Origin of the sequence: Lactiplantibacillus sp. B652 (genome assembly GCF_023806745.1) — a bacterium.
Taxonomy (GTDB): Bacteria; Bacillota; Bacilli; order Lactobacillales; family Lactobacillaceae; genus Lactiplantibacillus; species Lactiplantibacillus pentosus.
In genome coordinates this window covers 474,780-500,199 of sequence record NZ_JAMSKY010000001.1, presented here as the reverse complement: position 1 = coordinate 500,199, position 25,420 = coordinate 474,780, and the positions used below count along the sequence as shown (strand labels likewise).

Here is a 25,420-nt window from a genome sequence, read left to right as displayed (position 1 = left end):
ATAAAATGAAGCAAATATCGAACCAGGATACATCGCATCCAGCGCGAAATACGCACACGGTCATTGAGTCGCAACGATTAGTGACCGAGCGACCAGGGCATAAGATGAATCCGAATCCATGGGATATTGTGACCTTTGATGATATTGACACTTGGGAAGCTGATTTTTCGCATATAGAGGCGCAATGGTTTTACAATAATCCGACGTTAACGTCACCAATCCGGCAAATGGATGAGCGACCGGCGTTCACCATGGATGCCCCTGATCAGGGGGACGTCATCTTAGTTAAAGACAATGACAACGAGTATACGTTTAATGCACCTCAAGCGTCACAAAACTTTTTTGCGAATCACGCGATGTTCATCATCCTATCAAAATCGGGATTCAATGATGCCATGTCTTTTTCTTATGGCATGCAAATTCATCCAGTTCCCTTCGATGCCAAATATATGAGCGAACCTGCTTATGAACGGTACCAAGATTCAGCCCATGGCATTAATGGCACGCTGGATAAAATGCAACTACGCACAGTCGGATACGCAGGCTATACTTTGATTAATCACTTGTCAGCGCGACAATTAGCAGACTTGCAGTTTGATTTGCGCAACATCTTCGATATGAACTAACTTAGATTGAAAGGTGCGTCCTCGTATGAAGCGTAGGATGCACCTTTTTGCAAGCAGGCAAACAACCGGTTACTTTTAGTCAGGCTGAATGCTGCAGTGTATAATAGAATTATGTCAAATACACGAGGTGCAGCGATTAAACACGCACTGCACCTAAAAATCACAAACGAATCGCAGGTGCATCCCTATCACAACTATCGAAGAAATCACAGAAGCCATCAAAGCCGATCCAGATAACGCCGAATACACAGCAAAAGGCTGGGATCCGCTGTTTCACGTCCTACCTTCCGCCACGATTCTCGTCATCAGTCAGGCACCGGGGCGCATTGCGCAGAATACTAAAACGTACTTCAATGATGCGAGCGGCGACCGATTACGAGACTGGATGGGCGTTACCCGGGAGCAATTTTATCAGAGTGACCGGATTGCGGTCATGCCGCTAGATTTCTACTATCCGGGGAAGGGTAAGAGTGGTGACTTGCCGCCACGCAAGGGCTTTATGGACAAGTGGCATGAACCGTTATTAGCGATGATGCCGAATGTCCAATTGACGTTACTGGTTGGGCAGTATGCGATTAAAGCGTACCTCGGTCGGTCACGGCAAAAGACACTCACGGCGACGGTCCAGAATTATCAGGATTATTTACCGGACTACTTCCCACTCGTGCATCCATCACCACTTAATTATGGCTGGCAGAAGAAGAATCCATGGTTTCAAACGACAGTTGTACCGGACCTGCAAAAGCGCGTTAAAGCGGCACTACAATAAGCGGAGATATGGTATATTTGAGATGATGACTGGTTAGAAAGTTATCTAGCTACAAAAATCCACTTGTTTGCCACTGCGTACTTGAAACATCAATAATCATGAATTGGAAGGTCAATACGATGCAATCAAAGCCAGCAGAACCAATCGTTGCAATGGAATTAAAAATTAGATTGATCCAAGTCAAACCATCCGTCTCACGAACAATCTTAGTCCCAACGACACTGCGGTATCGTCAGTTACACGAGTTAATTCAAATTGCATTTGGCTGGGAAAATGCCCATTTGCACGAATTTCAATTGCAACAAATATCGAGCACTCGAAGTCTAATGGACGTTCTTCTAAACGCACAGCCTGAAGGGGGAGATAGATGAAGAAAATGATATGGTCTATCCAGAAATCTTAAATGGCTCACTCACCTATACTTATGACTTTGGCGAGGATTGGAAACATAAGATTGAACTTGGAAAGGTGTACACCTCTGCCGAGCTAGTGCGTCATGATCTCCCGCTATGCATACGGGGACGAGGCAATAATATGTTGGAAGATGGTTTTGAAGAACCCGGAGCCCCATATAGTCGTGACAATATTAATCGGCAGTTCTACTATTGGCGTATGCGGAACGCTAAATAATGGTTCATAAGCCTGCTAAAGACCCGTTTAGATGAATACTGGTGGTCTGAACGTCATTACCGGCGCTAAATTTCTAAGATGAAATGCAAAGCAATTCTTGACTCAAATGAGTCGGAATTGCTTTTTATTAACGGTCACGCGTGAGTTACAAAGCAGGCTATGGTTTGTGGCGAACGTCGACTGTTTACCTACCGCAACTGTTGCTATCCGCCATCGTTTCAACTAAGATGGTAGGTAACTTGAACCAGACGGAGGTAACGAGCCATGACGACCAAACAACGTTCTTACAAAATTAAATCCTATGTGAATGCGAGCCACGCGATTCGATGGGCGACGGGGTCCGGGAAAAAGCACACGCACACGTGGGAGATTGTTTGTGAGTTACACACGGTCGATGCGATGGTGGCCTTCTATGACATCGAAAAAAACTTACATCAAGCCCTAGATGAATTGTCAGGGAAATTTTTGAACGATTTGCCAGAATTCAAAACGGTCAATCCCACCGTTGAAAATGTGACGGAGTACTTGTTCAAGAAGATCGATAAAACATTACGTGAGAACGGTGCGCAACTGATGCGTATTGAAGTGAGCGATTCGCCAACCCGGGCTTACTGTATTAGCGTGACTGATTAGAAACAAAAGGACCACCTGGAAGCAGCTTGTTAGCTGTTCTGGGTGGCCTTATTTGGTAGCAGGAAAATTCTAGTAACTGAGCGTGTTGCAGGCCGTCAGCGGTTAGATACCTAAGAGTTCAATCCACAATGTTTCACGTGAAACATTGTTTAACACATCAGCGCCATCCAATTCAAATGATGTCAATTTGAATTGGATGGCGCTTTAATCATTTAATTTGTCACGGAATTCGTTACTTGTTGCAACGCATCCTGCACTGCTTCTTTGATTGCGCGGCTGGAGGCAGAAGCGCCTGAGACGGCATCGACGCTGGTTGAATTGGCTGCAACGATTTCTTGTGGAATCTCTTTAATGGCAGTCAGGCCGACGTCTTCGCTTTCGTGATGCTGGATGACATCCACGGCTTGAATCTTGTGATCACGATAGGTGACCCGGACGATGACTTTACCGCCGAGTCCAGCATTGGAGCTTCCCAAGTATTGGTCGGCACCTAGTTTGACATTGGCAGCTGTTTCACCGTCCACGAGGTCATTAATCCCATTGGCTTCGTCTGCATCGACAGACTCACTATCGGATTTAGGACGAGCCGCGTTTTCACCAGCTAACTTACCAAAAATCAGGCATTCAGCTAAATTGCCACCGCCTTGGTAGCAGTTAGCAACGATGCCACCCAATTCGCCTGCACCAAACAAGTGAGGAATCGGGTCGTTGTTGACGTTGAGAATCTGAGCATGCTCATTGCGCTGAGGACCGCCCTGGGTATTGAGTACATCGTTAGCAGCAGCGATCGCATAGTACGGTCCGGCATCTAGTTGCCGCATCGTTTGTGGATCACGACCAAAGGCAAAGTCACGGCCAACTTCCGTGTAATGATTAAAGTCGGCGACGGTCTGCTGTAGGTTATCCGCTGGAACATCGAGCTTAGCGGCTAATTTTTCAATGGTTGGTGCGGTGATGAGTTTACGCATGAATTTTGGATAGGGGAGTTGTCCATCCCGCTGTTCTTGTGCTTTGAAGGCCTCATACTGTGTCTGGTCAAAAACCAAGTAGGGGTGCTGATTCTTCATTGGAATTAGCCAAGACCCATGGGTATAGACATGACCGTGGCGGTGTTTAGCGTCTTCTGGGAAGTACCGCGTCCCGTCATCAGCGATAACGAATATACTGCCGTTCTTGAGTAGTGGCCAGTGTTCAATTTGGCGTCCACGCTCGTTAGCGTCTTCTTTAAACGTAATTCCGGGTAGGATGCCGTGTGATTCGTAGTTCGTCATATGCCACATCTTAGCATCGACTTCTTGCGCCATCTTTACACCATCACCCCGATTATAGAGGGTCCCAAGTGGTGTTAAGTGAGCACTATGCAGATAAGTTTGCGTCAGTTCTGCGTTATTTTCGAAACCGCCCATCGCTAAGACGACCCCGTGATTGGCATGCAAATTGAGCAAACGTTCGCCACGCTTGATTTGAACGCCCTGGATAATTTTAGAATTAGGATCCTGAATCAAATGTTGTGCCCGTGAATTTAGCCAGACATCGATTTTATCAGCACGGTCGAGGACGTTTTTCCGTAGTAACTTCCATAGCGCCGCATCTTTATCCCGCTTGTGAACGAGCGCAAAGTCGATGGTCTCACTACCTGCTAGCTCAGGGTATTCCGCCATCGTTTTCTTAATTGCCACGGCATCACCGGGTTTAATATCGTGCTTCCAACTGACTGCCTTGATGCCCAAGTATTTTTCAAAGTAGGTTGGAATCTGACTCATTCCACTTAAATAAGCATTCAGCGTTTTCACGGGTGTGCTAAAGGGTGCTCCTAATGCTTGGTAGTAGGCGGTCAACTGGTCAAGACTTTCACCCGTCACAACGTGTTGTGCTGAGTAACGTGTATTACCACCTTCACGGCCAAACGGTGCTGCATCAACTAAGAGCACGTGGGCACCATTGTCGGCGGCGAAACGAGCTGCCGTGGCGCCCGCACCACCAAAGCCGAGGACGATTACGTCATAACTCCCTTGCCAGTCGATATTCAGTGCCGGCGTCCCATTCATCGTCTTAACAAACTGTTCAAAATTAGCAAAGCACCGTTCCAAGAATTTGATAGACGGGCCATCTGTCAGTTCGCCAGTTTCGTCAAAGGCTTTGCCGGCGTAACTCAGCATGTATTCGTTGCCGGGGAGGACTTGGGCATCCACACCAGGCGAGTTTAAAATCCGCCGTAAATCCCCCTGAGCGCGGCACGTGCCCTGAATTCCAAGTGAAGTTCCGACTAACATTACCGGCTTATTGGCAAACGGGTGTAGTTGGTAGGAGAGCCATTCAATGACGTTTTTGAGTGCTGCCGGAATCGCGTGATCATACTCTGGCACGCCAATGATGACACCGTCTGCCTGGCTAATTCTATCGTTTAGCTGTTGAACGGATGCGGGGACGTCATTTTGATCTGGTTCGTTGAAGAGCGGAATACCGGTGATTTCATTGACCTCAATCGTGGCTTGGTGACTAAAGTGGTGCGCCATAAATTGTAACAAGTCGCGATTATAAGAGTGCTGGGCGGTCGTTCCCATCAATGCAACATATTTCATAACAAACAGTCCTTTGCTAGGTTTTAATTGGATAAACACACGTATTGTTTACGCTTTCAATATAAGTTCTTCGACTAGAAAAACAACCACAAATTTTGTGAACTGCTTCAAAATGGCCTTGTGACAACGATAACAATAATAAATTTGCTCAGCTACAATCCGACGAATTACAATTCAACGAATTAAAATCAAACTTTATTTTGGCTTTTTATAAATTTTATTTATAAAAAGTGAGACTATCAACGAGAAAACTAGCGTGATAAATCTAATCATTAGCAAAAATACTAGCTGTGAAAGGCTGATTTAATCCACTTTTAGCACTAGTCTAAACCCACACAGCCAATTTGCGATTGACAGACTCATAAATTAAGTTATGGTAAGCCTCGAAAAGCACAATAAGTAATCATAGTAGCCGTTATGTGAATTTATTAACAAAATATCGTTGGCCAGGAGGGACCTGCAATGTTGAGTACAGTAAAATGGAAGGGCTTTATTTTGCCGTTGGTATTTGGAATTGGCCTGTGGCTAGTTACGCCATTACGACCGTTAGCAATCAGTATCGTCGCATGGCGGCTGTTTGCGATTTTTGTGGCAACGATCATTGCTTGCATCACGAAGCCATTACCAATGATGGCGGTGACGCTGATTGGAATTGTCGTGGCGACACTCAGCGGTGTGTTTACAATGGACGAAGTTGCAACCGGGTTTGGCAATTCAACCGCCTGGATGGTTGCAATGTGTATGTTCATGGCGGCCGGCTTTATCAAGTCCGGGTTAGGTAAGCGCATTGCGTACCTGTTCGTGAGCTTGTTTGGCAAACGAACGCTGAGTCTGGCCTACGCGCTATCCTTTGTGGATGCCGTACTAGCAATTGGGATTCCGAGCAACAACGCGCGGGTCAACGGGATTATGTATCCAATTATTGATAATCTGTCTCGCGAAATGGGTTCTGATCCAAAGCAGGGGACGCAGCGCAAATTAGGTTCATTTCTAGTCTTCAATGAGTATGAAGTCAACAATATTACGTCTGGCTTATTTCTAACGGGTTTGGCTGGTAATATGGTGGCGATTGGCCTTGCAAAAATGCAGGGGATCACCGTTACTTGGATGTAGTGGTTCATGGCGGCTTGTGTCCCGGGGATTTTGTCACTACTGATTATTCCGTGGGTATTGTATAAGGTCTATCCGCCAGAGGTCAAAGAGACGCCGGATGCGCATCGGTGGGCAACGACGCGTTTGTCAGCCCTAGGTAAAATGACGGCCAGCGAGAAGATTATGTCAGTAACGTTCGTATTAGCCATTATTTTGTGGCTCGTCGGCACCAAAATCGGTATTGACGCGACTGAAGTCAGCTTTATTGCCGTGGTTATTTTACTGATTACCGGGGTGCTGACGACTAAGGATTTGCTTAATGAAAGCTTTGCTTGGAACATTCTGGTCTGGCTATCTATTATTATGATGATGTCGAAAAAGCTGATGACATTGGGCTTCTTCCCATGGTTTTCCAAAACACTGGGTCATTTATTAAGTGGTATGAACTGGATTAGCGTCTTGATTATCCTGTTCTTAGCTTACTTTTACTTACACTACATGTTTCCGAGTGTTTCGACGCAGATATCAGCGTTATATGCAGGATTCTTATCGATTGCAATTGGTGCCGGGGTGCCACACGTTTTAGCAGCACTGCTATTAGCGTTTGCGGGGTCAATCAACCTGTCGACGACGCCATACTCGGCAGGACCAGCCGCTCTCCTATCAAGTACGGGTTACGTTACGAGTGCAGAATGGTGGAAGTTAAGTGCGATTGTTGGCGTTATCTTCAACGTGATTTGGCTAGGCGGTGGCTTACTTTGGACTAAGCTACTGGGATTTTGGTAAAAATGATCGTTAAAGCGATCTCGATTAGGTTGCATAAAGGTGGCCTAATCGAGATCGCTTTTAGTGTTAAAATTAAGCATTAAGTAAAATCAGAATGGTTGCGGCTCACTTTTCATGAGCACGACCAAACAGAATGCGGGGGGAATCAAGGATGAATGAACGAGATTTAAGGTACTTTTGTTCATTGGTGGAGACGGGGAATTATACGGCTACAGCGACGCAATTTCACGTGACTCAGCCTGCTATTTCTGCAGCATTGAAACGGCTAGAAGCCGACTATCAGACGACCTTATTAACGCAGGCGAATCACCGTGCCCAATTGGTGACGACTGCAGCTGGGCGGATCTTGTATATCAAGGCCAATCAGTTATTGAAGGACTTTTCTCAAATGGCGCTTGAAGTCCAGCATGCCAATGACAGGCAGGTGCGCCTGGGCTTCTCGCATGTCGCAGGCGGTATTTGGCTACCACGACTGATTAAAAAATTTATTACGGTTCATTTATTAGACCAAGTGACAACGACTGTTGCGGACTCTGAGCAACTATTAGCTGATTTGCGGCGTGGCAAGTTAGATGCTGCCGTATTTTCGAGCCTGGTCCCAGAGCGGTCTGCTGATTTACGCGTCAATATTTTAGAAGAGCATCAGTTGCAGGTGTTGGTCAATGTAAATAGTCCATTGAGTCATTTAGAAACGGTGCGAGCGACTGATTTAAAAGGGGTACCAATTATTGCACGCCCCAAACACGCGCTACCACGATTGGCATTAGCGCAGTATTGCCAACAAAGTCATATTCAACCAAATATTATCTATGAAGCGGCAACTAATGCCTTGGTAGAGGGTTTGGTCGCACAAAATATTGGTGTCGGCTTAGTGATTGCTGATTCAGTGGTTTTAAGCGACCAGGTTGTGGGAATCCCGCTGGCCTCGCAAGCACAGTTACACTGCTATATGCAGCTTGCAGTCCGAAAATCTTTCTTGCCAAATGCCAACCAACAGCGATGCCTAGATGTGCTACGGCAAATCAGAAGGAATCCGGCATAATGGTTTTGATAATCAGCCAAAAAAATAACGCCCACCAACGTCCCCGTCAGTCCAAGCGTTATTCATTGCATTATTGTGCCAACATCTTTTGTGCGAATTCTTTAACGAGCTGAATTTGTTCGTCTTTGAGTTTGCCACCGGCACTGCCGATGATCTTCATGCCCTTGCCGCCCATGACTTGGTGGAAGTGGCCGATAACGGGGATACCCTTTTCGTCCGCGATTTTTGTGAGGGCCTTATCGGACACCATTTCTGGACCGCCAGAAGTGGTGAATAAGGCGATTTGCTTGACCTTAGTGGCATCCAAATTCTTCATAAAGGCGGATGCAGTCTTGTCTGGTTTCATAAAATACGTGCCACCGCCGAAAAAGAGGGTGTCCGCTTGCTCGACTGGGGTGTCGATCGATTGGGCGGGCACGCCAGCTACGGCTGCGATTTGTTCGGCGAATGCCTGGGTGTTGCCATTACGAGTCTGATAACGAATTGCAATTGTCATGAAAAAAGACCTCCGATAAGAATAATTGAATTAAGACCAGGTGCCCACCATCAGTCGACCATGATAGGCAAGGGTCACTAGAGTTGGTATACTAGTTGTTATATCAAGTCTAGTATAAAACGTTTTGGAACCGATTACAAAAATACGGGAAAATCCACTCCGATTGACCTGTAAACGACTCATAGGGGGGCGCAAAAGGACGCAAGGAGGCGTTGTGGGATGAAAGGAAGAAAATGGCGGTTCATTAACGACGTGGTGGGGAGCGTGACCATTATTCTTAGCTTAATCATACTCATTCGGCCGGTCGATGGGACGGGCCACGTTGAGACCTGGGGCTCGCGGTTGTTGGCGTTGGGGGTGCTGGCAATTTTTGTGTTATTATTTGTGGGAGTTGAAAGTCTTATTCGGCGAGTGATGCGGCACTGATGGGCGCGTGGCTTCAAGAGAATTCAGGAAAGTGGTGGCAGTGATGGCTAAAATTTATTTTTTGTGTACGGGTAATTCTTGTCGGAGTCAGATGGCAGAAGGGTTTGCCCGGCAATTATTACCAGCAGATTGGGAGGTCGCCAGTGCCGGTGTCGAAGTGCACGGCGTCAATCCACTAGCGGTCCAGGTGATGGCGGAAGTCGGCATTGATATCCGTCAGCAGACGTCTAAGTTGATCGATCCAGAATACCTCGCGCAGTGTGCCGTGGTCGTCACGTTATGTGGCGATGCCCGAGACCGGTGCCCAGTTACGCCGCCAACCGTCACGCGGCTGCATTGGCCATTGCCAGACCCGGCGCAAGCGCCCGGCAGTCCGGCAGAAAAACTTCCTGTATTTCGCCAAGTTCGTGACCAGATTCAGGCGCAGATCGTCGCGCTCGCAAAGACGTTGAAGTAAGTGGCACGCTAAACCTGCGCCAAGCGTCAATCACAGGTAGCTGCGACCCAACAAATCAATCACGGCAATCAAATCGGCCAGTCTAGGCATTCAAACCTGGGCTGGCCGATTTGTGTTGCTCGCGTAAGTCCGTAGCCCTTAAGTTTACTGGCCGTTCGTTAACTTTGTGAACAATCCAGCATGTGCAAAAGCTACAGTTTGGCAGCTGTGAAACTGGTGGTTTCATCCCTTACCGCTTGTGAATGATTGCGTTAGTATGAAAGCGTAGTCAAGATGAATGACCGGTCATCAGGCGTTGAACTGCTTTTTAAGTTAAACAAATCACAATTAGATTTAAGGAGGAGTCGGACAATCATGAAGGATTTTAAAGATAAGGTCATGTTTATTACCGGTGCTGCTCACGGATTTGGTCAAGTTATCGCGGAAGGGGCTGCCGATCGCGGCATGAAGCTGACGATTGTGGACATTGATGGCCCCGCATTGAAGGAAACATACCAGCATATTCTCGACAAGGGCGCGGATGTGCTGATGATCACGGCTGACGTGACCAAGGAAGATAGTGTCGATGATGCTGTCGAACAAGCGATGGAGAAATTTGGCCGCATCGACTTACTGATCAACAATGCCGGGATTGCTTTACCAGGGCGCATCTGGGAATTACCAACCCGTGATTGGGAATGGATCATGCATATCAACTTAATGAGTCAAGTTTATGCAATGAAACGCATTATTCCAATCATGATTCAACAAAAGACCCATGCCGATATTTTAAACGTGGCGTCAATCGCTGGCTTAGTAGACACCCCCGGAATGCCTTCCTATCACGCCAGCAAGTTTGCCTCAGTCGGGATGACGGAAGCTACGGCCTACGACTTACAGCGGGCGGGCATCGATATCGACATGCACGTCATGTGCCCCGGCTTTGTTCAAACGGACCTCTATCACACCGAGAATCACCGGCCTGCACAGTACAGTGACCCAACTGATCCGTACTATCAAAGTGAAGCTTATCTGAAGGGGCAACAATTTTCGAAGTACGTCATTACGAACGGTAAACCAATCGATACGATTGCGGACACCGTCTTCAAAGCCTTGGAAGACAACCGGTTCTACATTTTGACGCATCCAGAATACAATCCATTGATTGAGGATCGGGTCAAACGAATCGTGATGGACGGTGCGCCTGACGTGCATATCATGGATGGCATTATGTAGCTGATATCAAGCAGACAAAGGAGTGTTTTAACATGGCAAGTTTTATCGCAAGTGATCAGGATGTTAAGAACTTTTTGACGGCCCCAAGTATGAATGACCAGGAAGGAATCGGCTTCGCTTACGCCACCGATGAAGCCGTCTTGAAAGCGTTGATTCCAGCGCCATTGAAATTAATGGCGCCAGTTGTTTGCGGCTACGTGGTGCATATGGGCAAACCAACGTTCAGTGCTCCTTACCTTGAAGAGAGCTTATTTGCACTCGTTAGTTATAAGGACAAGATGATGGGCGCCTATCCAATCAACCTATTGTTACACGGACCAGGTGCCGAAAGTGGCGTCATTGCTGGTCGGGAAGGTGCTGGGATTCCTAAGAAGTTGGCGGATGCAATTGAATTACGGCGTAACGACAACAGTGCGACGGCCACGGTTGAGCGGCACGGCAAGACTTTGCTGAATGTTTCCTGGACTGCCGGTGAGCTAAACGATCCGTCTATCATGAAACAATTTGCGGGCCAATTAGCGTTAGGCAAGGAAGCTGAAATGAACAGTTTCTTCTACAAATACAATATCGACCAGCACGAAGACGGTACCAACCACTTTAACAACGTCCAGTTAGTTGCGACCCAGTTACGGTCATTGGCAGACCAGGTTGAGCCTGGGAACTTGAGTATTCAACTCGATTCGACGGATGACGATCCATTCGGTGAATTGAAAGTCTTGAAGCCACTCGGGGCAGCTTGGTTCCACTTCAAGACGTCCGTAATGTTCAATACGTTGAAATTAGATGAGGTCGATGCGGCCACCACGATGCCAAAACTCTTAACGGGCCGGTATGACCGGAGCTTCTTCAATCCAAAAGCAGCGACTTATATTATTTAAGCATTCGGAAAGCGGGGAATAGCTGATGTCAGAAGCAGTAAAAAATTTGGTTAACAACGATTTAGCAGACGTGATGTTTAATCGGCACTCGGTTCGGCAGTTTGAACCGGATGTTAAAATCAGTCGCGAGGAGCTCCAAAAGATGATTGCCGAGGCCGCAACGGCGCCGTCAGCCTGCAATTTGCAGTCATGGCACTTTGTGGTCGTCGATACCCCTGAGGCTAAGGAAAAATTCAAGCAAGCGGTTATGAAGTTTAACTATCCGCAAGTCGACAGTGCCTCCGCCATCGTCTTCATCGCCGGAGATACGCAGTCGCACTACGTTTATCGCGACGTTTGGAACAAGGTCTATCAGGATGGCAATATTACCAAGGAACGCCTGGACCAGATTCTAGGAACCTTCCTGCCGTTATATGAACATGCGACGCCAGATTTCTTGAAATTTGATGCGACCATCGACTGTTCGATCGTGGGGATGCAACTCCTGTTGGTCGCTCGCGCTCACGGTTACGATGCTAACGCCTTCTCTGGAATTGATTTCGAGAAGATGATTCCAACACTCGGACTGGATCCAAAACGCTACGTACCAGTTATGGGAATTGCGATTGGTAAGGCCGCCCAGGAGCCACTCCACACGACTCGGTACGACGCCAAAACCCAGACGGATTTCTTAGCATAATTGAATTTGATTTGATTGAAGAAAGAGCGGGGCTGACCCACTCTTTTTGTGATTTAGGGCCGTTGTAACGATAGTTTAAGGTACAGATTTATCAAGCGGTTCAAGCACGACAGCAGCTTGAGCTATTTCCATATCACTAGCTTTATCAGCCGCTTCCCACACGACTGCAAATTGAGGCTCGCTCACGCTGACCGCTATTAGTATCTTCATGGCAGGTGTCAGTCGTGAATCGGCGCCCTGCCGCTTAGTCAGTGGCTCCGTCACCAATAATGTTCAACTCCAGTTCAGGATGCACAACTGGCTGCCGTTTAAGCATGAAATCATTGATTTAGCCGCCTTTACAAAAGCGCTTACATTGCTTATGATGAAGGCGATAGGTGCGATGAAAAGGGGGACGGTTTTCATGAAATTGAACGCGATTCTACGGCAGCTAGCGATGACCTTTGATGTCACTAAACAATCGAGTTTTACCCATAATCCGGAGGTAACGGAAGTCCAATTTGTGAGTGCGACTGAAGCGGTGGCAACGCATCGGTTGTATTTGCAATCCGCAGCGAGTCAGACGGTGCAACTATCCTACGACTGGCGCGGCCACCGCCAAATCGTGGGGACGGTCAGTCTTGGAGCAGGCCTGACGACCGTCATCGCGGCTCAAAATCAGCTGCTGAAATTATTGGTGACGCTTGGGCAGTCGCTGCATCATGACATTGAGCTCCAAAATATCATCAACCAGTTCGCCATCAACGCGATTACGGCGGATTTTGATACCACGCTCGCGCAGGCCGTTCGATTATTGGGCAATCCGTTGGCGATTATTGACCTCAACGGGGAGATTTTGTCGCGGTCCCACACGACGCAACTCAATGGTCCCAGTATCCACGCGGCGGTCGAAACTAATCGGGTCGGGCGCTGGCTATTAGACCACGGTTTCGCAGCGGATACGCCAGATTTTTTAACGCAGGTCTACGTCGCGGAGGACCGGCTTTCAGCGGGGCCGATGCTGATTACACCGTTAGCGAATAAAGCTGAACCGATCGGGTACCTGGTCATGCCGGCACTCAACACACCGCTAAATGACCGCCAAGCCCTGTTGATTAATTCGATTGGGCAGGTGATTGCGGGTTCGCTAGTCAAAAATCAAATTATGCCGACTGCCGAGTCACAGCGAGACCGCTTATTGAACTTGTTGTTGACGGAACGGCAGGGTGGCACATTTGCTGATCAGTTTGCTGAACAACATGTCAAGTTACCGACTGCGATGGTCCTGGTACGCTGTGAACCACTTGCCGACCAAGCGCCAATGATTTTACAGCAACGCTTGCAATATCTGATGTTGCCGCATTTCAAACAAGTGCTGGTGTCCATTTACCATCAGCAGTGTGTCGCGCTGATTTCCATTAGTCTAGCCGCGTATAATCAACCAGATTTTATCACCACACTACAGACTATCGCGCAACGGGCAGATTGCCGGCTGATCGTTTCACAACACTATGTGAATCCGGAAGACACCTACGCGGCCTATGTCGTGTGTCAGCGTACCGCCCAGTTAAAGACGAGCCGGGGCCGGGTGGTCTTTTGTGAAGATCAATTCTATGACCTCGCCTTAGCACGGGTCAATCACGTCGAGATCCTGCCATTCTTCATTAATCCTGCCTTACGCCTGTTACTGGATTATGACCGCCAAAACCATACCGAATTAGTACCGACGCTGGATGCGTATTTGCAGGCGACTTGCCAATTGACGCGTACCGCCAAGCAATTATACGTGCATCCTAACACGCTCCGCAATCGACTTCAGCACATTACCAAGCTTACGGGATGTGATTTACGAGATGCCGAGACCTGTTTTAAATTAGCGGCCAGCTTTAAACTTCAGCACTTTCTGGTGCAACATCAGTATCGCTACCGAGCAGACGTCCCAATCCCCACGCAGGACTAGTGATCAGTCGGGCGTGCAACCGGTTGTTTATAACTGGAACTAACTAGCTTGGAAGCATTGGAAGCTAGTGACGATTAAAGACGAAGATTGTTGATATGACAGCGTTTATCAGCTGAGTCTTCAGACGTGCCAGACCAATTAAGATTAAAATAGTTATGCAACCGGTTGCATTGAGACTGAAAGCGTTTTATAATACTAAGTGAGATTGAACGGACGGCGTTAGTCAGAGATTGCCTGCTGACTGAGTTGAGCCCGTCTGCGAAGTGATTTTATACCGGTCAACAACGAGCGTCAAAACTAGTAGTCATTCACGAGGAGGAACTAGTAATGAGTAAATTTGCAGCAATTAAGGGATTCGTATTTGATTTAGATGGTGTGATTGCCGACACGTCCGTGTACCATTCACAAGCTTGGCATCAATTAGCCGATGAATTAGGCGTGGCTTGGAGCGAAGAACTCGCCGATAACTTAAAGGGTGTCAGCCGGATGGATTCCTTAAACCTGATTTTGAAAACTGGTGGTAAGGAAAACGACTATACGGAAGCCGAAAAAGTGGCGTACGCTGAAAAGAAGAACACCAACTATCTCAACCTCTTGAAGGGGATGGATAAGACGGCAATCTTACCTGGAATCGAAGCCTTCTTAGCTGACTTAGCCAAACACGGCTATAAGTTGTCACTGGCCTCCGCTTCTAAGAACTCACCATTAGTTTTGGAACAATTGGGCTTAGCGCACTATTTTGAAGCTCGCGTGGACCCATCGACTTTGAAGCATGGTAAGCCAGACCCAGAAATCTTTGCCCGCGGTGCAGAAGTGCTCGGACTCAAACCTGAAGAATGTGCGGGAGTCGAAGATGCCAAGGTCGGGATTCAGTCTATCAATGGTGCCGGCGAGACTTCGATTGGAATTGGCGACCCAGCCGTCTTAACGGGCGCTGACGTGAACTTCACTTCGACAGCAGAGTTAACTTTAGCAAATCTAGAAGCTGCATTAGGCTAATTCCAGCCGCAGCTAAATAAAAGCTTACTTCACAATTACCCGTCAAACGGGCCACGATGAAGTAAGCTTTTTTGGTGCTGTTTAAATGATTTAATCAGTTAGTGTGCCGTGGGTAGCGTCGCGACATCTGCAGTCAGTAGTTGCACGTGTGGCGTCCGACTCAGCGCATATTCTAGTGGGATCGTCTGATGTTCCAATAATTGATCAGTCAGGTTGACTTGCTGAAGCACGCCGGGATTTTCATATAATTCCAGCGCGTAAGTCTGATGATTGAGGTCCATGTAGCTGCGGTATTCCGTGTAGGTTGCTTGACCAGTCGCGCTGACCTTAACGCCCTTAGGAATCGTGACCGCATTTAAAATGTGTTGAAGCAAGTTGACGGTCGCGGTGGTCGTTTCTGGGACCTGTGCGTAATGCTTGAGAAAGACGGTCCGTGCAAACCGGGACATGGATGTGTAGTCACCAGGCAGCCCGAGCGCGCCAGTACCGGGGCCCTGAGAACCAGGCTGATAGTTGACGAATTTATTGAGCGTCCGTTCAGTATTTGTAAGTGTGCCGTATTTACTTAGGTTTTGGAGCTGCCACTTAAGGTTCGGTGAATTCGTCAAAACGCCAACGGGATTATTGATCAAATGCAGTTCGCCACTAGTCGGCTCCAAGACTGCAGTTTCGCCGGAAGCGTCACTGACCATGAAGTGGAGCGGGGGAATTTCATTGATCAGTTCCACCGTGCTACTAATTAGTTGCAGGTGCTTGACCCGGTCACGTAAATCAGCGACGCTCGAAATATTGCCCAGTGCCCAGGTGACAAAGTCGTGTGGGGCAAGCTCGATTTTAGCATGGTCGCTGTGTGGCTGATAAATGGCATGGTTAGGGAAATAGAGGGCGACGATGCTAACACCACATTCGTTGACCCCATCGGTAAAAATTTCGTGGTTCAATTGACGACCGGCGCCAATAAAGCCATAGGTCGTCTTAAAGTCGCCCAGGTCGCCGGCAATCCGATAATGCCGAGGCATGAACATGATGCGCGTGTCGAAGTCGACGTTAAAATCCATGGTACGGGCCAGAAAATGACCGCCGTGGCTATTGGTATAAGTTAGGCTGGTACACATACTAATCGCTCCTTTGCTAGATGATACCGTTAATTTAGCATGACGTGACCAGGAGATGCGATAATTGCGACATGGTCTGGCAGCATTGAACGGTCACCTTACATTTGAGCGGGTAGTTGACTTAACAAGCGGACGGGTGGGGCGATTAAAGCAATCCGCTGGTCATGAGAGTCGTAACAGTTGTGAAAGCTCAAAGCACTTCTGCCAACTTGATGGTCAGTCGCCACGTAAAATTTCAATTTATTTAGGAGATGTTAGTTCAGGAGGGAAATTCAAATTGGCTTGATTACTGTTGATTTTATTAACTCATTTTACCCAGCTAGAAATTGCGTTACCTGTCTGATAGCCAACTTCATATAGGCTTTTAATAATTCCAGGACCAAAGTAGTAGATTATAAATAATACGACTAAAATCAGAATGATGGATATCATCTTTGGTGGATTTAAAAATTGAGAAAACAGTTTGTTCATCGTATTCACCTCGTTATAATTTGACAAGATCAAGATATGTTGCGACTTCTTAAACCGTCTATGCGCCGGACGAGCAGTTTCCGTCTGTAATAAACAGATTTGTAGAAACGATTCCAATACTGCGTCCAAACTATTCCGGTTCATTTTTAACGATGCTAGATAATTTTTGTTGTTTCCTACATATGATAACCTGCTCCATTATTTTAATAGTTGTACGTAATCGTATCTTTAAGTTAACATAAATTCACTTAATACTAAATGCTTGTTTCCAAAACGTTTAATGGAATAGTCGGTAGTATCTTAAAAGCAATTCTTTACAAAGCTTGTATTCAACATAGTTAGGAGATAAATGCAGCGTACGAAGGATATTGTATAATTTTGTGTACTTTAAGAAATTGTCCATGCCTAACGATCCGGAGTGAAGAATATACCATTTCGGAAGAATGGGTATCGGATATATAACACGTATGATATATTAACTTTATGATATCGGCGTAGCAGGAATTATTATTGTAGATGTTGATGAACTTGCTTTGGGTGCATAACTCAATGCGGCAATAAGAAAAAATGGTGATTTATGACGCAAAAATTAGCAAATAACATTTTAATTGGTTGTGCGATTATAGCTTCGCTTACCTTGCTTGGTAGTTTGGTATCTTCAAGTATATGGGCGTATGGTTATTGGAATGATGGCACAAAAACAAGTGCAGTTTGTTTAATATTGATATGTATTTATTTGTACCATCATAGTTAGTATTTTGGACTTTAATCTTCCAAAAAGGTCTGAGATTACTTATTGCTTTAGCGATAAATAACCTCAGACCTTTGACTTTGCTTTGGAGTGGCAAACTAAAATTTAGAAGTGTCCGTTTCAACAACCTTATATTATTATGAAGAACTATCATTTCAAGAAATATTCTTCTATGTGTGACAAGTGGGTGGCTGAATGTTTCACGTGAAACATTTAGCCGTCACAATTAAACGCCACGCTATCAAAAACCGACAGATTGGCCTAAAATGAAATAGAAGCGTTGTCACTTTAGGGATTAAGTCTGGAGGAAATCATGAATAATAATCAGAAGTCGCCGGTGCCATTATCACAACGGCACCATATGACGATTCCGTGGAAAGATTTTATTCGCAATGAAGACGCACCAGCTAAGCATGCCAGTATTCAGGAACGGACGTCGATCGTCGGGCGAGTCGGTATCTTGATGTTATCTTGTGGAACAGGGGCCTGGCGGGTACGCGATGCGATGAATAAAATCGCCCGGAGCCTTAACTTAACGTGTTCCGCAGATATTGGGTTGATTTCAATCCAGTATACTTGTTTTCATCACGAACGCAGTTATACGCAGGTGTTAACCTTGCCGAATACCGGTGTGAACACGGATAAATTGAATATTTTGGAGCAGTTCGTCAAAGATTTTGATCGTAAATATGCCCATGCGACGGTTGCTCAGGTTCACGCGGCCATTGATGACGTTCAAAAGCGGCCAAAACAATATGCGCCGTGGATGTTGGGCTTAGCAGCCGGGTTAGCCTGCAGCGGCTTTATTTTTCTGCTGGGCGGTGGTATTCCTGAGATGATTTGTTCCTTTCTTGGAGCTGGCTTAGGCAACTATGTGCGTGCGGCGATGGGTAAACGGTCGCTGACGACGATTGCTGGGATTGCGGTCAGTGTCGCGGTCGCGTGCCTTGCCTACATGATTAGTTTCAAAATATTTGAAGCCAACTTTCAGATTCTAGCGCAACATGAAGCCGGCTATATCGGGGCGATGCTGTTTGTGATTCCGGGCTTTCCGTTCATCACGAGCATGCTGGATATGTCCAAGTTGGATATGCGCTCAGGACTGGAACGGCTAGCGTACGCGATAATGGTCACCTTAGTTGCCACGTTGGTCGGGTGGCTGGTGGCGACGTTGGTTAATTTTAAACCCGAAGATTTTCTGCCCTTAGGATTGTCGCCCTGGGCTACCTTGCTATTACGCTTACCGGCAAGTTTTTGCGGGGTGTATGGTTTCTCGATTATGTTCAATAGCTCGCAGAAAATGGCGATTACGGCGGGCTTCATTGGGGCTATCGCGAATACCTTACGACTTGAATTGGTGTCTTTGACCGCCGTTCCACCAGCCGCCGCAGCCTTTTGTGGCGCACTGGTTGCGGGGCTGATTGCCTCAGTCGTTAATCGATATAATGGTTATCCGCGGATTTCATTAACGGTTCCGTCAATCGTCATCATGGTGCCGGGACTGTACATTTACCGCGCCATTTACAGCATTGGTAGTAACCAGATCAACGTCGGGGCGCTGTGGCTGACAAAGGCCGTACTGATTATCATGTTCTTGCCACTGGGACTTTTCGTTGCCCGCGCGTTATTGGACCATGAGTGGCGCCATTTCGACTGATGCTGGGTTGATGACAGGCAAGCTACCCGCGTGGTCGCCCGCATGACTTAGCAAATATAAACGATGATTAAGTATTTCAATTGCACATCGCGTTTAATCCGTTGACTTCAGGACGTGGTCGACAGGTTAAACGCTTTTTTTGCGTGCGCATTTCTCTGAAAAACTAACGAATCAGATTTACAATAAGGTATCAACTCGCGGGGAGGCGTGGCAGATGGAACCAATTACGAATCTGCGTTCATTAGGCGGTCATCGTAACCGTCAGCATCAAGTAGTTAGGGACGGATTGCTCTACCGCTCAGGACAACTAGACCACCTGACAACGGCGCAAATCAATTACTTGGCATCGACACTTAAGATAACGAGAATCGTGGACATGCGCAGTCGAGATGAGCGCCAGCGATTTCCAGACGTGACTTGGGCGCAAGTCGATTACCAAGTCCTGGATGTGTTAGCGCAAGTGACGCAAAACGATGCTAGTTTACAGACGATGATAACCAGTACGGGTGCGGTACACGACCGCATGGTTCAGTTATATGAACAGTTGGCGTTGGATGCAACGGCCCGGGGAAGTTATCGGCAGTTTATTCAGGCCCTATTAGTTCCTAACGAACCGTTACTTTTCCACTGTTTTGCTGGCAAAGACCGAACGGGAGTCGGCGCAGCCTTGTTTTTAAAGATCTTGGATGTGAGTGAGACCCAAATCATGGCGGACTATTTATTGACTAATGAGGCGCGGGCGGCTGCAAATCAGCAGATCATACAACAATACGCCGCCCAAATGTCGCCTGACCAACAGCGGGCAGTCAATGAAGCGTTAGTGGTGGATGAAGATTATTTGACGCACTACTTTGAAGTGGTTCAGGAGCACTACGGAACCTTTGACGCGTACTTGCACACCGGTTTAGGCTTGACTGCAGCAGAGCTACAACGGTTGCGACAGCTATATTTGACAGATTAGTCAAGATGGACTGATTTTATAATGGTAATTTAAAACACGCCTCGTTTTCGGGGCGTGTTTTTGGGTTAATCATGATTAGCTGGATGGTAATGAACGCTATCAATCGACATGTTCTGCAAGCAACGAATCGAGCATATGATTACCGGCTGTTAAATCGGCATGCTGATAGTGTTGGGAACGAATGCGCATTGGATTCCCACCGTGATAGTATTCATACATTAGCTGACGCTGCCCAAAGCCAGCACTTGTTAAATCAAATGCTAAGTTCAAAAGGCGCGTACGTTCTGTGGCTGTTGCCCGGTCAGTTGTCAGCGCCTGTTTTAGAATCGTGGCGTTATCACCATCAAATTCTGCATAGCCAGGGGTACCAACCATGGAGCCTGCTGCTAGGTGCTGTGTGACGCGGAGGGCTTGATCGTAGTAGGACGGTAAGGTGGATCGAACAGCTTGTAACGCTTGAAGACTAGGGGTATAAATGCCGAATTGATCTAAGTGGCCCTGATCCTCTGAGCGTGTAATCGTACCTTTAATTAATTCAAGGTTAGCCGTTAAACGTCCGAGCTTTTCCTGAACACCAAGGAAGCCATCCAGTCCTAAGACGTGAGCGACCCGAATGGCGAGACTGGTTGCTAATTCTAACTTTGTAATACCGCGCACCTCATCTTGATGAGAGGTATGAATAAACATACCGGAATCAATAAAGAAGCGGTTACTCATTTCGACGTTATTGTCTACAAAAACTTTTGACCACGGAATGAAAGCATGGTCGAAAATAATATACGCGTCAATTTCGTCTAGCAGATTGCTTAGCGGATAGTCAGCGGTGGTATAGCCTGGATGATCTAATAGCTTACGACAAATGATTTTGACTCCTGGATTGTTCAAAGGCGTTGCAAAGGCGACCGCATAACTTGTGTCACCTGGTTCGAGCAACAGTTCTGGAGGATTAAAAATCAATAAATCATCTGCAATCGGCGCCATCGTATTAACCATCTTGGCACCGGAAACGAAGATGCCATCTTGATTACGTTCGACTGTATGAACGCCGGCATAACCAGATGGAATCGCGTTGATGGCGCGTTGCCGATTCAATTGTGGATTTTGAAGGGCATGGCTGATAAAGATGTCGTTGGCTTTGACCCATTTGGCGTAATTTCGAGCATTGTCCGCAAAGTCAGCATATTGATTATGGCCTAGAAAATCTGCCCGTTCGGCAAGAACCGCCATACCAGTATTGAGAAAATCCGGTGTGCGTCCCAACATGCCACTGTTACTTTGAGCGATTTCTTGATAAGCTTGGTGCTTTTGACGTAAATCATCAACCGTACGCGGGACCTTAAACGCAATATCATAGTTTTTGCCATTTTCCTGATAGGTGTGTACTGCAGAATGAGTGCGCTGTAAATCGTAATATTGATTGTTCAGCGCTAAGGTTTTGCGAAAGATAGGCACCTCAGCGACATTGATCCGTTTGCCATTTAAGTACACCGCGCGGCCATCGTCGAGCTGTTCAATAGTATGCATGTGTGAATTCCCCCCTGATGAAATTAATTCCAATATACCATGAGTGGAAGCGAATTCACTAGTGGGTGGCGGTGATATATTTTTGTGCGAAAATATTTCCGGCAAGCATACTTATATATTTTTTTATTACAATACGAATATTTTATCTGTTTAGCATTGCTTTTTTATGATAATATTGAAATATTAATTAAAAAAGAAGGTGAAAATGATGGCTTTCAGTGAAAAGCATTTGCTAGCACCACAGATATATATAAATTTTTATTTAACAGAGTAAAGTGAAAAGGGCTAGAGCAAAATTTAGTCCTTTTTATTGTGTGACGATAAAAATAGACAGCAGGACACTTGTCGTAGATTTATTGAATGTGTCTGCGATAGATTGAGATAGTTGTTAGTCTGTCTCGTTCGAAAAGTGAAATCTCTGTGTCGTTGAAGGGAGAAAAAGGTGAATAAATTATTTGGATATGCCTGGTTTACAACTGTGATGCCAGAGTTAGTGGTTTGGATGATCTATCTAAAGTCACAAGGTTGGACAACAGCTCAAGTAGCTATTTTAGAAGGAACATTTACTCTTTGCTCGGCCTTATTTGAGTTACCTTCAGGCATGATAGCCGATAAAATTGGTCGAAAGTTGAGCCTGCAAATTGGTGAACTATTATGTGTTGTGTATTTAATATCTTATTTCTTCCCACAGAATAGAGTAATTATTTTTGGTGGATTTATTATATTTGCACTTGGCCTATCGTTAATTTCAGGGTCTGATGTCGCACTACTTTACGATAAAGTAGGCGATAAGCAAAAATATCTTAAGTATCTAGGCTATTTTAATGGTATTCAGATTTTAGGAACGGCGTTTGGAAACAGTATTGGTGGCTGGTTATCACAAATTTCATGGTCATTCCTATTCGTAACAGCCATAGTAATTAGAGTTATCGCGGTATTGTTAGTTTCTTCAGTGGATGAGGATAATATTGTGGTCGAAGATGATGGTCCTTTCAAGGTTGTTTCTGTATTGAGGTTTGTTAGGGAAAGCAAGAAATTTCGACGGTTACTAGTTTGTATCGCGTTTTCCGAATCTGCAATTACATTAAGCTATCAATATGGCCCGCTGTTGTTTTCTAAAGAAGGTCTTCACACTGGGTATGTTTCAGTTGTATTTGGGTTAATTTCACTTTTGGGGGCCGCCGCTGCCGTGTTAGCAGAGCGGGCATCTAATAAATTGGGTAAAAAATTACTGATATTGCTATTCTCGGTAAGTATATTGTCTTTTGTACTGATTTATACGGCGCATAGTCAAGTTTTGTTAATTGTTATTTTATTTATGATTCCTAATATCATTTATGAATTGTGGAGCCCTATTTTGGAAAGTGAACTCCAAATGATTTCTCGGGAATCCATTCGAGCTTCTGCATTTTCGCTAATAAATCTAGTGACATCATTAATCCTGACCCTTGGCTCTTATGTAGTTGGAATAACATCTGAGGATTATTCTATTTTACAAATCGTCTCAGTTGGGTGTTCGCTTTTAATCGTGGTTTCATTCGTTTCATATTTATTTTTGATGCGGGAATATGCAAAAGAGTAGGAAAAGGCAGTATAGATCTTACGTGAGATAATTAGATAATGTTTAAACAGCTTTTACACAGTAATCTCTCGGTTCTTGAAAAGAATGCATTTAAGGTGAAGACTCAGTTGGGGCACTGTAATATAATTGAGCTTATATTACATCAAACGATGAATATAGCTTTTCTGTTAAAGAATGTCTTTATACCAAACCGCACATGGTTAGGTTTGCAAGATGTAAACGCCCTTTTAGAGGAGGTATCGCCATGTTAAATGGATCTATAATCAAGAAGAGACGAAAAGAATTAAAAATGAACCAACTTGAACTGGCAAAGGGCATTACAAATCAACCAACGATAAGTTTACTGGAAAACGAAAATCGTCCGCCAAGTGTGGGTGTATTGATTCAGATTGCCCAAAAGCTTGATCTTGATTTAAATGATATTGCTGGTGTGCCAAGTGCCCCAACTATTCAAAAATCATTGAGTGAAGCAGAACACTTGGTAGAAACGTATAACTATTCAAAAGCAAAAGTCGCACTGACCAAATTAGTTGCTGAGAAAAAAGAACTGAATAGTTTAGTGCAAGATAGACTAGATTGTTTGCTTGCAATATGTGATATGTGGCTAACCAAAGATTGGAATACGGCTATCTTTAATTTTAACCAGATCACGATTGTTGCGTCACAACACAAGCTTGAATCTGTTTTTCCAGTGTTAGCCTTAGTAGAAACTGGTGTCGCGTATTTTAATAAAAAGGATACAGCTAAACAAAGCTTTTATTTTACGGAAGCTGCCAAAAGAATCGTCAATGTTACGCCAAATGAAGATAACATATATTGGTATCTTTTTATTTTGAATAACATTGCTAAATATTATTCAAAGACAGGCGATTTTGAGCAAAGCACACTGATTTCTACTGAAGCGATTAGCATTGGCCAAGAGTTTTCAACTAGTTATTTTATAGAGATGTTTTACTATCTGATTGCATATGCTAACGAGAGTATAAACGACGGTGATGTTACTGCTGAGGAATACCAGAAAGCATTGTTTTTTGCGGAATATAATAAGAATGAAACAATCATTAAACAAGCAAAAAAGCATATTGCCGCGCTCAAGAGAAATTAACCATTGGGATTAATTTGTCTGATTAACAGCAAGAGACTCTGTTCACTGTTTCAGTTAAATCTAAGTTTAGCATAATGCCTAATCGATTGTGCAACTGGCGTGGTATAATGACGCTATCTTGGGTAGTTGCAGGCGATACCCATACCAAACATTGCCGTTGTGGAAAGGAGCAGTTATGCGAATTAACGTACTGCAGCACACCCCAAATGAAGGGCCAGGAATGATTGCTGATTGGGCGCACGCCCACGGCCATACAATGTATGTCTATCATCCGTACCAATTTGGTGTACTCCCAACGGCGGATGAGACGGAAATGCTCGTTATCCTGGGTGGACCAATGAGTCCAAACGATGATCTGCCATGGATCAAACAGGAACGGGACTTGATTCAACAATTACTGGACCGGGATGTCCCGATGTTTGGGGCGTGTTATGGTGCCCAACAAATCTCGAAAACCCTGGGCTACCCGGTCACGAAGGCACCAGCCAAGGAAGTCGGTTGGGCACCGGTTGCTCGTCAAAGTACGGTCATTCCAGGTATTCCGGCGACAATGTCGGTCTTACACTGGCACGAGGAAATGTTCGAAATCCCAGCCGGGGCAACGTTGTTAATTTCCAGTGACGCCGTCCGAAATCAAGGCTTTGTCATGAATCATCGAGTCGTTGGCTTGCAGTTTCATTTTGAACCCGCAGCTGACAATGTGCGTGAGATGGTCGTCAATGATTATCGCTATATCGCCGGTTCAGTTTTAGACCAATCAGCGAAGACAATCCTACAAACGCCAGTTCCACCCGAAAACAAAGACATTTTATACACTATTTTGGATTACATCACGGCTTAAGCACTGTGATGTTGAATAGCCACCATTAAGCAAATCTTGTCTTAATGGTGGCTGTTTGTTTAGGAAACTGAACAATTAAATGAAGCTAGCCTGCTTTTTCGTTTTCAGGGTTGCTATTCGGTGGTTGAAAGCTCGCACACTGCGGCTTAAATGTGGCGAATTAC

Annotated in this window: 23 protein-coding genes and 1 pseudogene; 20 read left to right on the top strand and 4 right to left on the bottom strand. The window is 45.7% G+C overall.

Annotation, left to right across the window (positions count from 1 at the left end):
* Positions 1-5: 5 nt before the first annotated feature.
* The 6 genes from MZO40_RS02170 (at position 6) to MZO40_RS02150 (ending at position 2,658) form a co-directional block, all read left to right on the top strand.
* Complete coding sequence (locus tag MZO40_RS02170) at positions 6-626, top strand: hypothetical protein (protein ID WP_105960922.1); 621 nt, start codon at positions 6-8, stop codon at positions 624-626.
* Between the two features lie 187 nt (positions 627-813).
* Positions 814-1,395 carry a uracil-DNA glycosylase family protein gene (locus MZO40_RS02165; protein ID WP_181186549.1) on the top strand — a complete coding sequence of 194 codons (582 nt, stop codon included), beginning with the start codon at positions 814-816 and terminating at the stop codon, positions 1,393-1,395.
* A 98-nt stretch (positions 1,396-1,493) separates the two neighbouring features.
* Positions 1,494-1,766 carry an IS1096 element passenger TnpR family protein gene (locus MZO40_RS17580; protein ID WP_105960924.1) on the top strand — a complete coding sequence of 91 codons (273 nt, stop codon included), beginning with the start codon at positions 1,494-1,496 and terminating at the stop codon, positions 1,764-1,766.
* 10 nt (positions 1,767-1,776) lie between these two features.
* On the top strand, positions 1,777-2,025 hold the full coding sequence (locus MZO40_RS02160) for an IS1096 element passenger TnpR family protein (protein WP_105960925.1): 249 nt from the start codon (positions 1,777-1,779) through the stop codon (positions 2,023-2,025).
* Positions 2,026-2,165: 140 nt separating this feature from the next.
* Positions 2,166-2,321: a hypothetical protein gene (locus MZO40_RS02155; RefSeq protein ID WP_165860956.1), complete on the top strand. Its 156-nt coding sequence runs from the start codon at positions 2,166-2,168 to the stop codon at positions 2,319-2,321.
* Positions 2,290-2,658, top strand: a complete 369-nt coding sequence (locus MZO40_RS02150; protein WP_056953138.1) for a 6-carboxytetrahydropterin synthase — start codon at positions 2,290-2,292, stop codon at positions 2,656-2,658. The genes MZO40_RS02155 and MZO40_RS02150 overlap by 32 nt, the downstream gene beginning before the upstream one ends.
* Positions 2,659-2,870: 212 nt before the next feature.
* Here the strand turns inward: MZO40_RS02150 and MZO40_RS02145 are convergent, their stop codons facing one another.
* Positions 2,871-5,240 carry an NAD(P)H-dependent oxidoreductase gene (locus tag MZO40_RS02145; RefSeq protein WP_122217459.1) on the bottom strand — a complete coding sequence of 790 codons (2,370 nt, stop codon included), beginning with the start codon at positions 5,238-5,240 and terminating at the stop codon, positions 2,871-2,873.
* Positions 5,241-5,702: 462 nt separating this feature from the next.
* On the opposite strand from MZO40_RS02145, the pseudogene MZO40_RS02140 reads away from it, so the two are divergent.
* Together MZO40_RS02140 and MZO40_RS02135 are read left to right on the top strand one after the other, a co-directional pair.
* A pseudogene (locus MZO40_RS02140) lies at positions 5,703-7,118 on the top strand (DASS family sodium-coupled anion symporter).
* Between the two features lie 151 nt (positions 7,119-7,269).
* The gene (locus MZO40_RS02135) at positions 7,270-8,160 is read left to right on the top strand and encodes a LysR family transcriptional regulator (RefSeq protein ID WP_101872581.1); all 891 of its coding nucleotides are present in this window, start codon (positions 7,270-7,272) and stop codon (positions 8,158-8,160) included.
* A gap of 70 nt (positions 8,161-8,230) precedes the next feature.
* Here the strand turns inward: MZO40_RS02135 and MZO40_RS02130 are convergent, their stop codons facing one another.
* Positions 8,231-8,656 (bottom strand): flavodoxin domain-containing protein, encoded by a 426-nt coding sequence (locus MZO40_RS02130; protein WP_050338027.1) that lies wholly within the window; start codon positions 8,654-8,656, stop codon positions 8,231-8,233.
* Positions 8,657-8,875: 219 nt separating this feature from the next.
* On the opposite strand from MZO40_RS02130, the gene MZO40_RS02125 reads away from it, so the two are divergent.
* The 7 genes from MZO40_RS02125 (at position 8,876) to pgmB (ending at position 15,249) form a co-directional block, all read left to right on the top strand.
* The gene (locus MZO40_RS02125; protein WP_105960927.1) at positions 8,876-9,082 is read left to right on the top strand and encodes a DUF3923 family protein; all 207 of its coding nucleotides are present in this window, start codon (positions 8,876-8,878) and stop codon (positions 9,080-9,082) included.
* Positions 9,083-9,125: 43 nt separating this feature from the next.
* Complete coding sequence (arsC, locus tag MZO40_RS02120) at positions 9,126-9,539, top strand: arsenate reductase (thioredoxin) (protein WP_122217458.1); 414 nt, start codon at positions 9,126-9,128, stop codon at positions 9,537-9,539.
* Between the two features lie 354 nt (positions 9,540-9,893).
* Entirely contained in the window at positions 9,894-10,754 is an 861-nt protein-coding gene (locus tag MZO40_RS02115; RefSeq protein ID WP_252133070.1) for an SDR family NAD(P)-dependent oxidoreductase, read from the top strand.
* A 32-nt stretch (positions 10,755-10,786) separates the two neighbouring features.
* Entirely contained in the window at positions 10,787-11,632 is an 846-nt protein-coding gene (locus tag MZO40_RS02110; protein ID WP_003637312.1) for an acetoacetate decarboxylase family protein, read from the top strand.
* Between the two features lie 25 nt (positions 11,633-11,657).
* The gene (locus MZO40_RS02105) at positions 11,658-12,311 is read left to right on the top strand and encodes a nitroreductase family protein (protein ID WP_101872586.1); all 654 of its coding nucleotides are present in this window, start codon (positions 11,658-11,660) and stop codon (positions 12,309-12,311) included.
* A gap of 403 nt (positions 12,312-12,714) precedes the next feature.
* Positions 12,715-14,250 carry a CdaR family transcriptional regulator gene (locus MZO40_RS02100; RefSeq protein ID WP_050338021.1) on the top strand — a complete coding sequence of 512 codons (1,536 nt, stop codon included), beginning with the start codon at positions 12,715-12,717 and terminating at the stop codon, positions 14,248-14,250.
* Between the two features lie 327 nt (positions 14,251-14,577).
* Positions 14,578-15,249 (top strand): beta-phosphoglucomutase, encoded by a 672-nt coding sequence (gene pgmB / locus MZO40_RS02095; protein ID WP_003637315.1) that lies wholly within the window; start codon positions 14,578-14,580, stop codon positions 15,247-15,249.
* A 98-nt stretch (positions 15,250-15,347) separates the two neighbouring features.
* Here pgmB and MZO40_RS02090 read toward each other — a convergent pair whose 3' ends face one another.
* Positions 15,348-16,364, bottom strand: coding sequence for a choloylglycine hydrolase family protein (locus tag MZO40_RS02090; RefSeq protein ID WP_105960931.1), 1,017 nt, complete (start codon positions 16,362-16,364; stop codon positions 15,348-15,350).
* Positions 16,365-17,899: 1,535 nt separating this feature from the next.
* On the opposite strand from MZO40_RS02090, the gene MZO40_RS02085 reads away from it, so the two are divergent.
* Together MZO40_RS02085 and MZO40_RS02080 are read left to right on the top strand one after the other, a co-directional pair.
* Positions 17,900-19,243, top strand: a complete 1,344-nt coding sequence (locus MZO40_RS02085) for a threonine/serine exporter ThrE family protein (RefSeq protein ID WP_101872590.1) — start codon at positions 17,900-17,902, stop codon at positions 19,241-19,243.
* A gap of 214 nt (positions 19,244-19,457) precedes the next feature.
* A complete protein-coding gene (locus MZO40_RS02080; RefSeq protein ID WP_216681075.1) occupies positions 19,458-20,204 on the top strand; it encodes a tyrosine-protein phosphatase in 747 nt (248 codons plus the stop codon).
* 99 nt (positions 20,205-20,303) lie between these two features.
* Here MZO40_RS02080 and MZO40_RS02075 read toward each other — a convergent pair whose 3' ends face one another.
* Positions 20,304-21,728 carry a 4-hydroxyphenylacetate 3-hydroxylase N-terminal domain-containing protein gene (locus tag MZO40_RS02075; protein ID WP_105960933.1) on the bottom strand — a complete coding sequence of 475 codons (1,425 nt, stop codon included), beginning with the start codon at positions 21,726-21,728 and terminating at the stop codon, positions 20,304-20,306.
* Positions 21,729-22,170: 442 nt separating this feature from the next.
* Here MZO40_RS02075 and MZO40_RS02070 point away from each other — a divergent pair, with 442 nt between their 5' ends.
* The 3 genes from MZO40_RS02070 (at position 22,171) to MZO40_RS02060 (ending at position 25,256) form a co-directional block, all read left to right on the top strand.
* Entirely contained in the window at positions 22,171-23,310 is a 1,140-nt protein-coding gene (locus MZO40_RS02070; RefSeq protein WP_122212029.1) for an MFS transporter, read from the top strand.
* Between the two features lie 244 nt (positions 23,311-23,554).
* Complete coding sequence (locus MZO40_RS02065) at positions 23,555-24,415, top strand: helix-turn-helix domain-containing protein (RefSeq protein WP_165860955.1); 861 nt, start codon at positions 23,555-23,557, stop codon at positions 24,413-24,415.
* Positions 24,416-24,590: 175 nt separating this feature from the next.
* The gene (locus MZO40_RS02060; RefSeq protein ID WP_105960936.1) at positions 24,591-25,256 is read left to right on the top strand and encodes a type 1 glutamine amidotransferase; all 666 of its coding nucleotides are present in this window, start codon (positions 24,591-24,593) and stop codon (positions 25,254-25,256) included.
* Positions 25,257-25,420 lie beyond the last annotated feature (164 nt).

What these genes read in the sequence shown, in the direction of transcription:
- MZO40_RS02170 (WP_105960922.1), top strand. Translation starts at nt 6, where the DNA reads ATGAAGCAAATATCGAACCAGGATACATCGCATCCAGCGCGAAATACG.
- MZO40_RS17580 (WP_105960924.1), top strand. Translation starts at nt 1,494, where the DNA reads ATGAATTGGAAGGTCAATACGATGCAATCAAAGCCAGCAGAACCAATC.
- MZO40_RS02160 (WP_105960925.1), top strand. Translation starts at nt 1,777, where the DNA reads ATGGTCTATCCAGAAATCTTAAATGGCTCACTCACCTATACTTATGAC.
- MZO40_RS02150 (WP_056953138.1), top strand. Translation starts at nt 2,290, where the DNA reads ATGACGACCAAACAACGTTCTTACAAAATTAAATCCTATGTGAATGCG.
- MZO40_RS02145 (WP_122217459.1), bottom strand. Translation starts at nt 5,240, where the DNA reads ATGAAATATGTTGCATTGATGGGAACGACCGCCCAGCACTCTTATAAT.
- MZO40_RS02135 (WP_101872581.1), top strand. Translation starts at nt 7,270, where the DNA reads ATGAATGAACGAGATTTAAGGTACTTTTGTTCATTGGTGGAGACGGGG.
- MZO40_RS02130 (WP_050338027.1), bottom strand. Translation starts at nt 8,656, where the DNA reads ATGACAATTGCAATTCGTTATCAGACTCGTAATGGCAACACCCAGGCA.
- MZO40_RS02125 (WP_105960927.1), top strand. Translation starts at nt 8,876, where the DNA reads ATGAAAGGAAGAAAATGGCGGTTCATTAACGACGTGGTGGGGAGCGTG.
- arsC (WP_122217458.1), top strand. Translation starts at nt 9,126, where the DNA reads ATGGCTAAAATTTATTTTTTGTGTACGGGTAATTCTTGTCGGAGTCAG.
- MZO40_RS02115 (WP_252133070.1), top strand. Translation starts at nt 9,894, where the DNA reads ATGAAGGATTTTAAAGATAAGGTCATGTTTATTACCGGTGCTGCTCAC.
- MZO40_RS02110 (WP_003637312.1), top strand. Translation starts at nt 10,787, where the DNA reads ATGGCAAGTTTTATCGCAAGTGATCAGGATGTTAAGAACTTTTTGACG.
- MZO40_RS02105 (WP_101872586.1), top strand. Translation starts at nt 11,658, where the DNA reads ATGTCAGAAGCAGTAAAAAATTTGGTTAACAACGATTTAGCAGACGTG.
- MZO40_RS02100 (WP_050338021.1), top strand. Translation starts at nt 12,715, where the DNA reads ATGAAATTGAACGCGATTCTACGGCAGCTAGCGATGACCTTTGATGTC.
- pgmB (WP_003637315.1), top strand. Translation starts at nt 14,578, where the DNA reads ATGAGTAAATTTGCAGCAATTAAGGGATTCGTATTTGATTTAGATGGT.
- MZO40_RS02090 (WP_105960931.1), bottom strand. Translation starts at nt 16,364, where the DNA reads ATGTGTACCAGCCTAACTTATACCAATAGCCACGGCGGTCATTTTCTG.
- MZO40_RS02085 (WP_101872590.1), top strand. Translation starts at nt 17,900, where the DNA reads ATGAATAATAATCAGAAGTCGCCGGTGCCATTATCACAACGGCACCAT.
- MZO40_RS02080 (WP_216681075.1), top strand. Translation starts at nt 19,458, where the DNA reads ATGGAACCAATTACGAATCTGCGTTCATTAGGCGGTCATCGTAACCGT.
- MZO40_RS02075 (WP_105960933.1), bottom strand. Translation starts at nt 21,728, where the DNA reads ATGCATACTATTGAACAGCTCGACGATGGCCGCGCGGTGTACTTAAAT.
- MZO40_RS02065 (WP_165860955.1), top strand. Translation starts at nt 23,555, where the DNA reads ATGTTAAATGGATCTATAATCAAGAAGAGACGAAAAGAATTAAAAATG.
- MZO40_RS02060 (WP_105960936.1), top strand. Translation starts at nt 24,591, where the DNA reads ATGCGAATTAACGTACTGCAGCACACCCCAAATGAAGGGCCAGGAATG.